Source organism: Photobacterium sanguinicancri (assembly GCF_002265265.1).
Lineage (GTDB): Bacteria > Pseudomonadota > Gammaproteobacteria > Enterobacterales > Vibrionaceae > Photobacterium > Photobacterium sanguinicancri.
The window spans coordinates 1-10,192 of the sequence record NZ_NOIF01000184.1; the positions used below are offsets into that span (position 1 = coordinate 1).

11 protein-coding genes are annotated in these 10,192 nt (G+C 45.0%); 3 read left to right on the forward strand and 8 right to left on the reverse strand.

Features of this window, described 5'->3' with window-relative positions; all coding sequences use genetic code 11:
- Positions 1–119: 119 nt before the first annotated feature.
- From sspB to zapE, 8 genes are all read right to left on the reverse strand, one after another.
- A complete protein-coding gene (sspB, locus tag ASV53_RS20080) occupies positions 120–623 on the reverse strand; it encodes a ClpXP protease specificity-enhancing factor (RefSeq protein WP_062689640.1) in 504 nt (167 codons plus the stop codon).
- Entirely contained in the window at positions 623–1,261 is a 639-nt protein-coding gene (sspA, locus tag ASV53_RS20085; RefSeq protein WP_062689637.1) for a stringent starvation protein SspA, read from the reverse strand. Before sspA ends, sspB begins: the two co-directional genes overlap by 1 nt.
- A gap of 86 nt (positions 1,262–1,347) precedes the next feature.
- A complete protein-coding gene (locus tag ASV53_RS20090) occupies positions 1,348–2,085 on the reverse strand; it encodes a cytochrome c1 (protein ID WP_094958408.1) in 738 nt (245 codons plus the stop codon).
- The gene (locus ASV53_RS20095; RefSeq protein ID WP_094958409.1) at positions 2,082–3,347 is read right to left on the reverse strand and encodes a cytochrome b; all 1,266 of its coding nucleotides are present in this window, start codon (positions 3,345–3,347) and stop codon (positions 2,082–2,084) included. Before ASV53_RS20095 ends, ASV53_RS20090 begins: the two co-directional genes overlap by 4 nt.
- The gene (petA, locus tag ASV53_RS20100; protein ID WP_094958410.1) at positions 3,347–3,937 is read right to left on the reverse strand and encodes a ubiquinol-cytochrome c reductase iron-sulfur subunit; all 591 of its coding nucleotides are present in this window, start codon (positions 3,935–3,937) and stop codon (positions 3,347–3,349) included. Before petA ends, ASV53_RS20095 begins: the two co-directional genes overlap by 1 nt.
- Before the next feature lie 355 nt (positions 3,938–4,292).
- Positions 4,293–4,685, reverse strand: a complete 393-nt coding sequence (gene rpsI, locus ASV53_RS20105; protein ID WP_048899224.1) for a 30S ribosomal protein S9 — start codon at positions 4,683–4,685, stop codon at positions 4,293–4,295.
- A 15-nt stretch (positions 4,686–4,700) separates the two neighbouring features.
- A complete protein-coding gene (gene rplM, locus ASV53_RS20110; RefSeq protein WP_062689631.1) occupies positions 4,701–5,129 on the reverse strand; it encodes a 50S ribosomal protein L13 in 429 nt (142 codons plus the stop codon).
- Positions 5,130–5,649: 520 nt separating this feature from the next.
- Complete coding sequence (gene zapE / locus ASV53_RS20115) at positions 5,650–6,750, reverse strand: cell division protein ZapE (RefSeq protein WP_094958411.1); 1,101 nt, start codon at positions 6,748–6,750, stop codon at positions 5,650–5,652.
- A 123-nt stretch (positions 6,751–6,873) separates the two neighbouring features.
- Between zapE and zapG the strand changes: the two genes are divergently transcribed.
- The 3 genes from zapG (at position 6,874) to degS (ending at position 10,075) form a co-directional block, all read left to right on the forward strand.
- Positions 6,874–7,302, forward strand: coding sequence for a Z-ring associated protein ZapG (zapG, locus tag ASV53_RS20120; RefSeq protein WP_062689627.1), 429 nt, complete (start codon positions 6,874–6,876; stop codon positions 7,300–7,302).
- A 130-nt stretch (positions 7,303–7,432) separates the two neighbouring features.
- Positions 7,433–8,800: a Do family serine endopeptidase gene (locus tag ASV53_RS20125; protein WP_094958412.1), complete on the forward strand. Its 1,368-nt coding sequence runs from the start codon at positions 7,433–7,435 to the stop codon at positions 8,798–8,800.
- 207 nt (positions 8,801–9,007) lie between these two features.
- A complete protein-coding gene (degS, locus tag ASV53_RS20130; RefSeq protein WP_094958413.1) occupies positions 9,008–10,075 on the forward strand; it encodes an outer membrane-stress sensor serine endopeptidase DegS in 1,068 nt (355 codons plus the stop codon).
- Positions 10,076–10,192 lie beyond the last annotated feature (117 nt).

Genomic DNA, 10,192 nt, shown 5'->3' on the forward strand with positions numbered 1-10,192 from the left:
TCCCAAGAACGGTAAAACCAAGACCTCAACGATATGCCAAAAATAAGAAAGCCGCTCACCTTAAGTGAACGGCATTACAGCCATTGGCTGCGTTTTTTAATATGCATTGGTGAAATATGTTATTTCACGACACGCAAACTTGGGCGACCACGAGGACGTGGCGGCTCATCATCAGGTGTTTCATCGCTCGTTTCAGCCACAGTTACCAATGGTGAAACATTCTCTTCTGGTGCCTCAATAATGCCTTCAAAGTCAGCATCATTGCCTTGTTCCATTGCTTGCTCATCAAGTTCATAAGCAGCTTCTGGTTCAAACATAGTACCAGCACCATTCTCACGCGCATAAATCGCAATAGCAGCGTAAAACGGTACAATCACCGTATGAGGACGGCCACTAAAGCGCGCATTGAAGCTAACAGCCTCGTTACCCAACTCTAGGTTGCCTACCGCACGCGGAGCGATATTCAATACAATCTGACCGTCAGTCACGAATTCCATTGGCACCTTTACACCCGGCAAAGTTGCATCAACCACCAAGTGAGGTGTCAAATCGTTATCGACTAACCAATCATAAAACGCACGCGCCAAATAAGGCCGACGCGGCGTCATGTTTTCCATATCCATTACTGACCAGCCAAACGCATTTCGCGTTCTGCTTCAGTCAGTGATGCAAGGAATGAATCACGTTCAAATACGCGAGTCATGTAAGCTTTTACTTCTTTCGAACCAGCGCCGCTTAGCTCAATACCCATTTCAGGTAAACGCCATAGCAGTGGTGCTAGGTAGCAATCAACTAGGCTGAACTCATCGCTCATGAAGTATGAGAACTCAGCAAACACTGGCGCAAGAGCAAGTAACTCTTCACGTAGTTGTTTACGAGCTTTATCAGCTTCATCTGCTGTGCCTTTTGCTACTTTCTCCGCTAATGTGTACCAGTTACGCTCAATGCGGTACATCATTAGACGGCTATTACCACGAGCAACAGGGTAAACAGGCATTAGAGGTGGGTGAGGGAAACGCTCATCCAAGTACTCCATAATGATGCCCGCTTGGTACAACGCCAACTCACGATCAACCAAGGTTGGTACAGAGTTGTACGGGTTCAAATCTAGCAAATCTTCTGGCAGGTTAGTTGGATCAACCAGCTCGATCTCAACACTCACACCCTTTTCTGCTAGTACGATACGCACCTGATGGCTGTAGATATCCGAAGCATCAGAATACAGAGTCATCACAGAGCGTTTATTGGCAGCTACAGCCATCAACCCCTCCAGTATAATCAAGACACAAAAAACAATGGAGGCGAAGTGCCCCCATTGCGAGATTCTTAACCCATTAGATTACCTGATCAGTGGACATCACGCCAATACTCTTTCTTCAATAGCAGCGTAAGTACAAAGAATATTACGATAAAGCCCATCACCCAAAGGCCAAGGTTCTGGCGTTCAAGCTTCATTGGCTCACCGGCATACTCTAAGAAGTTCACCAAATCACGTACCACTTCGTCATATTCTTCGGTGTTCAATTCACCGGTACCGTCTGACTTAATGCCTACGTATTCTTGTACTTCTTCACCGTCAACAAGGCGTGTTTCATATACCTTGCTTGGTACACCTTGTAGTTCTTCCAAAACATGGGGCATACCCACACTTGGGAAAACCACATTATTCACCCCAAACGGACGACTAGGATCTGCATAGAATGAACGTAAGTAAGTGTAGATCCAATCAGTACCACGAACACGTGCTACCAAGGTTAGATCCGGTGCCGGAGCACCGAAAGAATTGGCCGCGTATTCCGTCGGAATCGCATTAACCATCAAATCACCGATCTTAGCGTCACGATCAAAGATCATGTTTTCACGCATAATATCGAGTGGAATATCTAAATCTGTTGCAACACGCTCATAGCGTTGGTACTGCGTAGCATGACAACCAAAGCAGTAGTTCATGAACGTTTTAGCACCACGCTGTAACGACGCATTATCAGATAAATCATTATTCGCCGCATCAAGATGGACATTACCACCCGCTGCCATCGCCATGGCTGGTAACAGAGTTAGCAGCATCACAATCAATTTTTTCATTTGAATGTCACCCTCTCTGGTAGCGGTTTAGTTGCTTCATTCTTACTGTAAACAAACAGCAAAATGAAGAACATGAAGTAGCCTAAACTAAATATCTGAGCCATTAATGTATAAGTTGCCGTTGCAGGCAATGCACCAAGAATACCCAATGCCACAAAACAGATAGTAAACTGAATAATGTTCGCTAGATGAATTTTGCTACGGTAACGGTATGAACGTACTTTACAGCGATCAAACCATGGCAGTAGGAACAGCATTACAATCGAAGCCCCCATCGCAATGACGCCCATTAACTTATCTGGTACTGCACGCAAAATGGCATAGAAAGGTGTGAAATACCAAACTGGCGCGATATGTTCTGGTGTTTTCAACGGGTTAGCGGCTTCGAAGTTAGGCGGCTCAAGGAAATACCCACCCATTTCAGGGTTAAAGAACAGCACATAACTAAAGAAGAATGCAAACACTGCAACCCCGACAAGATCTTTCACCGTACCGTATGGATGGAACGGGATGGAATCAATAACGTCGTACTTACCACTGTATTGTTTGTGGAATGGGAACTGCGTTTTGTACCCGTCGCCTTTGCTGCCTTTTGGCAATTTAGTTTCAATGCCATCTGGGTTATTGGAACCCACTTCGTGCAATGCTAATACGTGCAAGACAATCAGCAGTAACAACACAATAGGTAGCGCAATGACATGCAATGCAAAGAAGCGGTTGAGCGTCGCTCCAGAAATAACATAATCACCACGGATCCACAGTGTTAAATCATCACCAATAACAGGGATAGCCCCAAACAGCGAAATGATAACCTGTGCGCCCCAGTATGACATTTGTCCCCACGGTAATAGGTAGCCCATGAAGGCTTCAGCCATTAACACTAAGAAAATCAACATACCAAATAGCCACAGTAGTTCGCGAGGCTTCTGGTAAGAACCATAAATTAAGCCGCGGAACATATGCAGGTAAATCACAATGAAAAATGCAGACGCCCCTGTTGAATGCATATAGCGCAGTAACCAACCGTACTCGACGTCACGCATAATATATTCAACAGACGCAAACGCCCCATCACCCGATGGAACGTAATTCATGGTCAGCCAAATACCGGTAACAAGTTGGTTTACCAAAACCAGCATGGCTAACGACCCAAAGATATACCAAAAGTTGAAATTTTTTGGCATTGGGTATTCAGACAGGTGCTTTTTGTAAGCATCCATCACAGGTAATCGTTTTTCGACCCAGTCGAGCAAACCACTCATTAGACAGCCTCCCCATCGACACCGACAATAATAGTGTGATCGTCCAAGAACTGATGCGGTGGTACCACAAGGTTAAGCGGTGCTGGCACCCCTGAAAATACACGCCCAGCCATATCGAACTTAGAACCGTGACACGGGCAGAAGAAACCAGCCGAGACACCACTCACTTGCTCGCTAAAGCTATCGGGTAGATAAGTAGGGGAACAGCCAAGGTGGGTACAGATACCTACGGCTAAAAAGATTTCAGGCTTAACTGAACGATATTTATTCTGAGCGTATTCTGGTTGTTGCGGTTCCTCTGATGAAGGATCACGTAACTGGCCATCATGACCACTCAATTCTTCTAAAATAGCCTCGCTACGACGCACAACCCAAACAGGCTTGCCTCGCCACTCGACACGAACCATTTGGCCATCTTCTAACTTACTGATATCAACTTCAACTGGCGCACCGGCGGCTTTTGCTCGCGCACTCGGGTTCCAAGATTTGATAAAAGGCACGGCAACAGCGACTGCACCCAAGCCTCCAACAACCGAAGTCGTCGCAGTTAGGAAGCGGCGGCGGCCGTTACTTACTGGCGCATTGCTCATCCAACATTCTCCCATGTACTCCCGCTCTGGATTTATTATTATTTCCTTATGCGTCCCTGGAGCTTACGGCTAACTTTTAACAAAAATGACACAACAGAGAAACCAAATTATTAAATTTTTACTGTTGTTATTCAGCGGAAATGATAAAGAAAACCCTACTTTTTGACAAGATAAAGCTACTTTTTTGCAACAAATGTGAGAGGTATGTTCTTTTTGTATTAAATTCTAGGAAACAGGCTGCTAAATGAGGATTTTATAGGTAAGAAGTGTGAAATTTTGGATAAAAAAAAGCCCAACCCGAAGGTTGAGCTTTTTCGTGTACACAGTAACCAGAAATAAATTCTGGCGCGTAATATTAACGCTTAGAGAACTGTGGACGACGACGTGCTTTACGTAGACCAACTTTCTTACGTTCAACACAACGTGCATCACGAGTAACGTAACCCGCAGCGCGTAGAGTTGGACGTAGAGTCTCATCGTACTCCATAAGAGCGCGAGTGATACCGTGACGGATAGCACCAGATTGACCAGTAATACCACCACCTTTAACAGTGATGTATAGGTCAAGCTTGTCTAGCATTTCAACTAGCTCAAGTGGTTGACGAACAACCATACGAGCAGTTTCACGACCGAAGTAAACTTCGATGCTACGCTTGTTGATTACGATGTTGCCAGTACCCGGTTTGATAAAAACGCGAGCAGCTGAGCTTTTGCGACGGCCAGTGCCGTAGTATTGATTCTCTGCCATTGTCATAATCCCCAATTAGATGTCTAGTACTTTAGGCTGCTGTGCAGCATGGTTGTGCTCAGTACCCGCGTAAACTTTAAGTTTACGGTACATTGCACGGCCTAGAGGACCCTTAGGAAGCATGCCTTTAACAGCAGTTTCGATAACCATTTCTGGTTTTTTATCGATAAGCTTTTCAAAGCTGATTGACTTAAGACCACCAATAAAGCCAGTGTGGCGGTAGTACATTTTGTCAGTCTTCTTAGCGCCAGTTACAGCAACTTTTTCAGCGTTGATAACTACAATGTAGTCACCAGTGTCAACGTGCGGAGTGTACTCCGGCTTATGCTTACCACGTAGACGAGATGCGATTTCAGTTGCTAGACGGCCAAGAGTTTTACCTTCAGCGTCAACAACATACCAGTCACGTTTTACAGTTTCTGGTTTAGCAACGAAAGTTTTCATGCTAATTATTACCCGATATTAAAATTGATTCACTATAAGAGCAGTAATGCTCCCAACTGTATAGAGCCCAGTCATCACCCCTTCGAGTGGTTGGCACTCACGGCAAAAGCCGTACAGGTACGGTGGGTCGCAAGATTATAGGGAAGGGTGGAGAAAAAATCACCTTTTTTTCAAAAAAAACTGATATTTTTTGTTCCTAATGAAAAAAACTCACGGAAAGGTGGAATTTAAGGACTTTACTGAGGGAATTTAGAACTGTATTGCCCCTTTCCTGATACTAGAGGGAAGATAGGCAGCCAAGGCAACATACGGCTTTTATTCAACAAATAGCGGGAATGGCTACCTTCATCTCTATAAACCCCGATGAACCCACTGATTTATGAACAAAACCTTGTTAGCAAAGCCAACCTATTCGCCCCTTCGGCTGAAAACTTAAAATCACACTGTCATCAGAACAACTAAAACGACGTCACCCAGTAACTAAACAAACAATCATTCGTTCTCTAATGATTAAATACCACTACAGTTGATGTGGTTTCGCTAAATAGTCGTGGCTTTGCATTTCAATCAGCCGAGAGCAACAGCGCTTAAATTCGAATTGAAGCCGCTCCCCGACATACAGGCGCTCCATTTCAACTTGGCCTGACATGATTAATTTCACATTACGTTCGTAAAACTCATCCACCATCGCAATAAAGCGTCGAGCTGAATCATTGTCGTCTTCTTTCATCACCAATACATTAGACAACAAGACGGTATGGTAGACCTGAGCCAATTCCATATAATCATTTTGGCTACGCGCTGATTGGCATAGGGTGGAAAAGGAAAAATGGACAATACCGTCGGCCTCTTGCTCAGTCACTACCTCACGGTTGTTCACTTTAATGGCGCTATTATGATGGCGAGGTTCAACAGATAGTTGCTCAAAGTATTGGCGAAGATTACGTTCAGCAACGGCATCAAGTGGATAATGATAGATTTCTGCCTGCTCTAATGTCCGCAAACGGTAATCCACTCCAGAGTCTACATTCACCACTTGGCAATGCTGATTAATTAACGCGATGGCAGGTAAAAAACGCGCACGCTGTAAACCATTTCGGTACAAGTCATCCGGCGGAATATTGGACGTTGCGACAAGCGTGATTCCTCGGGCGAATAAGGCCTCAAACAAGGTACCTAACAACATTGCATCGGTGATATCTGAAACAAAAAACTCGTCGAAGCAAATGATGTCGGTTTCTTTTTTAAAGGTATCAGCTACCTTTTCAAGGGGGTCGCTCTGCCCAGCCAGCAGCTGTAATTCATGATGAACTCGATGCATAAACCGATGGAAATGCATGCGGGTTTTACGTTCCGTGGGCAAACATTCAAAGAAAGTATCAACGAGGTAGGTTTTCCCTCGCCCAACACCACCCCAGAAATACAGGCCTTGTTCAGGTTGGAACGATGGGGTGTGATCACGCTTAAATAAACGTTCGAAGAACGAAGTTTTCACTTCGGGTTTAGGGGCCAACATGCGATGGTACAAACCGTCAAGGTGGGCAACCGCGTTGGCCTGAGCCTCATCGGCAAAGAAGTCTTCCCGTTGTAAGTCACGCTGGTATTGTTCGAGTGGTGTCATCCGTATTGAGACCTAAAAGCATTCCATCTTTAACAACGAATAGTATCATGCCCGAATGAGTGCATGTATAGTTAATACACAGGCATTGACCTAGTTTTTAATTCAGTCACAAGGAGTTTTTTCATGGCTTGGATTTATGCGCTGCTTATTTTTGCTGCAGGTGCGATTGTTGGGGTATTCGCAGCCCGTTTAGGCAATAAAAGCTTAAAACAGCAAAAAGAGCTTCAAAAAGATCTCGACAAATCAAAGTACGAATTGGAACAGTACCGCCAAGAGCTAGTTGATCACTTTGCTCGCAGTGCTGACTTGCTTGATAACATTGCAAAAGACTACAGCAAACTTTACGAGCATATGGCTAAGACATCTACTGAGCTTATGCCAAACCTACCCGCACAAGATAATCCATTTGCACATCGTATTAGCACACTGGAATCAGTGAAAAACAATGCAACCGATGATGTCACCGATCAACCTCGTGACTACGCCAATGGCGCGACAGGGCTACTAAAAGACAAACCTGAAGAAATCGTCGAAGCCCCAAAAGCAAGCTAAAATAAAGACAATAAATAACTAGCACCAAGGTAATAAAATACGTCAGTAATTTATCCTTAGGTGCTATTTTTTTGAACTTTCGCGCCGGATAGTGAGTCATACAAACACTTGTAAAACCGGAGTATTCATAATGAAAAAACCTTTGCTTGCTTTCAGTGTATTAGCATTAGGTATCAGTTCAGTTATTGCCCCTATTACAGCAACAGCGGCATTACCTCTCTCTGTAAATAATCAACAGGTTCCAAGCCTTGCGCCCATGCTTGAGCAAGTGACCCCTGCCGTTGTGAGTATTGCAATCGAAGGTAAGCACGTCTCGCGACAGCGTGTACCTGAATCATTCCGCTTTTTCTTTGGCCCAGACTTTCCTGCCGAGCAAGTTCAAGAGCAGCCCTTCCGTGGTTTAGGCTCTGGTGTGATCGTTGATGCTCAAAAAGGCTACATAGTCACGAATCACCACGTTATCGATGGCGCCGATAAAATCATGGTGCAGTTATTTGATGGTCGTGAAGTCAGCGCTGAACTTATCGGTAGCGATAAAATGTCTGACATTGCCCTACTCAAACTTGAGACCGCAGACAACCTTACAGAGATAAAAATCGCAGATTCTGACGGCCTTCGTGTTGGCGATTTTGCGGTCGCGATTGGTAACCCGTTCGGACTAGGCCAAACGGTGACCTCTGGCATCATCTCAGCACTCGGTCGTAGCGGTCTTAACATTGAAAACTTTGAGAACTTCATCCAAACCGATGCCGCTATCAACAGCGGTAACTCAGGTGGCGCCTTGGTCAATCTCAACGGAGAGTTAATTGGCATCAACACCGCGATTCTTGGCCCCAATGGCGGCAACGTCGGTATCGGCTTTGCCATCCCTGCCAATATGGTGAAAAACCTCAGCGAGCAAATTCTAGAGTTCGGTGAAGTGAAACGTGGCGTACTGGGTGTTCAAGGTGGCGAACTCAACAACGAGCTTGCTGAAGCCTTTGGTTATGAAACCAATCACGGTGCTTTCGTTAGCCAAGTCATGCCAGATTCTGCCGCACACGAAGCGGGGCTTAAAGCGGGCGATATTATTACTTCGATCAACGGTAAAGCTATCCGCACCTTTGGCGAACTTCGTGCAAAAATTGCCACCTTAGGGGCGGGTAAAACAGTGAAATTAGGCGTCGTGCGTGACGGCAAGAAAAAAGAGTTTAACGTCACTCTCCACGAATCAGCGCAAACCAAAGTAAAAGCCGATAACTTGCACAAAGGGTTAGCGGGTGCTGAGTTTGCTAACACCACCAGCAGCGATGGTGTTAAGGGCGTGAAAGTCACTAACCTAGAAGAACGCTCTATGGCTGCGCGCTACGGACTGGAAAAAGGCGATATCATTATTGGCCTAAACCGCTCGCCAATAAAAAATCTCGGTGAACTGCGTAAAGCACTTGAAGCTCAACCCAATGTGCTGGCATTAGAAATCCAACGCGATGAAGCTGTGCTTTATCTTGTGATCCGCTAACCGAGAACTAAAAAAAGACGCAATAAAACAATCGTCAAACCGCGGTGTTTTAAAAAGTTATTCCTTAAGGGATTATGCTTTTTTCAACTCGCGGTTTTATTTATTGTTTTGCACTCAAGCTCACGTACATCAATACTTGTTGGTAAAGGCTTGAGAGTGCTATTCTCACTGCCATTACTATCAATATGTTAAGTTCTGGGAGCCTTGATGCTGGCATTTATTACACGATCGATAGCCCTTGGGGTTATCACTGCCATCGCCTTGCTTGTGGCCATCCCTAGCTTACGTACGCAGATGTTTACCCCTTCTGTAAGCCTTTCAGAGGCTAAACCGGTTAATGCGGCACAGCTTTCTTTTAACTATGCGGTACGTCGGGCTTCACCAGCTGTAGTCAATATTTATAACCGTCGTTATAACGCAGAAGCACAACTTAAGCTCAGTACCCAAGGCTTAGGCTCAGGCGTTATCATGAGCGATAAAGGTTATATTGTTACCAATTACCATGTGGTTGCTGAAGCTGATCAGGTTATTGTCGCACTTCAAGATGGTCGTCTATTTACCGCCCAATTAATCGGTAAAGACCGCCGTACAGATTTAGCCGTATTAAAGGTCCAAGCTGAAAACTTACCTGTTATTCCAACCAATGCAGAATACAACCCTGCCGTAGGTGATGTTGTGCTGGCTATAGGTAACCCCTATAACCTAGGCCAAACGACCACTTATGGGATTATCTCGGCAACGGGACGTTCAGGCATGAGTTTCTACGGTCGCCAAGATTTCCTGCAAACCGATGCTGCCATTAATAACGGTAACTCCGGCGGCGCGTTAGTAAATACGCGCGGTGAGTTAGTGGGGATCAATACCGCCTCATTTCAACAAGCAACCGATATTGAAACCTATGGCATCTCCTTTGCCATCCCTTATGAGCTCACTCATAAGATCATGGAGAAACTCATTGCAGATGGTCGCGTTATTCGTGGCTATATCGGTATTGATGGCCGTGAAATAAACCCAGTGATGGCACGCCTTTACGATGCAGAGCAGATCAATGGCGTAATAGTCATGGGGATGGATCCGAATGGTCCTGCGCAGCGAGCAGGCTTTAAAGCACAAGACATCATCTTAGAGATCAACGATAAACCGGTGACCGGTAAACGCAATGTTCAAGATATTGTCACGGATTTACGTCCAGGCACCACAGCGAAAGTAAAAGTGTTACGTAACGGTGAACCTGTCTTTATTGATGTTTTAATCGGTGATGACCCGACAGAGTAACTTTCTCAATAAACACCCGAAACAAAAAAGCCTCGCAAATTGAAATGACCCCCAATAGTTGGACAACCAATTATTGGGGGTCTTTTTTATGTCCAAATATAGTCGTGAATTAAAGCT

What these genes read in the sequence shown, in the direction of transcription:
- sspB (WP_062689640.1), bottom strand. Translation starts at nt 623, where the DNA reads ATGGATATGGAAAACATGACGCCGCGTCGGCCTTATTTGGCGCGTGCG.
- sspA (WP_062689637.1), bottom strand. Translation starts at nt 1,261, where the DNA reads ATGGCTGTAGCTGCCAATAAACGCTCTGTGATGACTCTGTATTCTGAT.
- ASV53_RS20090 (WP_094958408.1), bottom strand. Translation starts at nt 2,085, where the DNA reads ATGAAAAAATTGATTGTGATGCTGCTAACTCTGTTACCAGCCATGGCG.
- ASV53_RS20095 (WP_094958409.1), bottom strand. Translation starts at nt 3,347, where the DNA reads ATGAGTGGTTTGCTCGACTGGGTCGAAAAACGATTACCTGTGATGGAT.
- petA (WP_094958410.1), bottom strand. Translation starts at nt 3,937, where the DNA reads ATGAGCAATGCGCCAGTAAGTAACGGCCGCCGCCGCTTCCTAACTGCG.
- rpsI (WP_048899224.1), bottom strand. Translation starts at nt 4,685, where the DNA reads ATGGCAGAGAATCAATACTACGGCACTGGCCGTCGCAAAAGCTCAGCT.
- rplM (WP_062689631.1), bottom strand. Translation starts at nt 5,129, where the DNA reads ATGAAAACTTTCGTTGCTAAACCAGAAACTGTAAAACGTGACTGGTAT.
- zapE (WP_094958411.1), bottom strand. Translation starts at nt 6,750, where the DNA reads ATGACACCACTCGAACAATACCAGCGTGACTTACAACGGGAAGACTTC.
- zapG (WP_062689627.1), top strand. Translation starts at nt 6,874, where the DNA reads ATGGCTTGGATTTATGCGCTGCTTATTTTTGCTGCAGGTGCGATTGTT.
- ASV53_RS20125 (WP_094958412.1), top strand. Translation starts at nt 7,433, where the DNA reads ATGAAAAAACCTTTGCTTGCTTTCAGTGTATTAGCATTAGGTATCAGT.
- degS (WP_094958413.1), top strand. Translation starts at nt 9,008, where the DNA reads ATGCTGGCATTTATTACACGATCGATAGCCCTTGGGGTTATCACTGCC.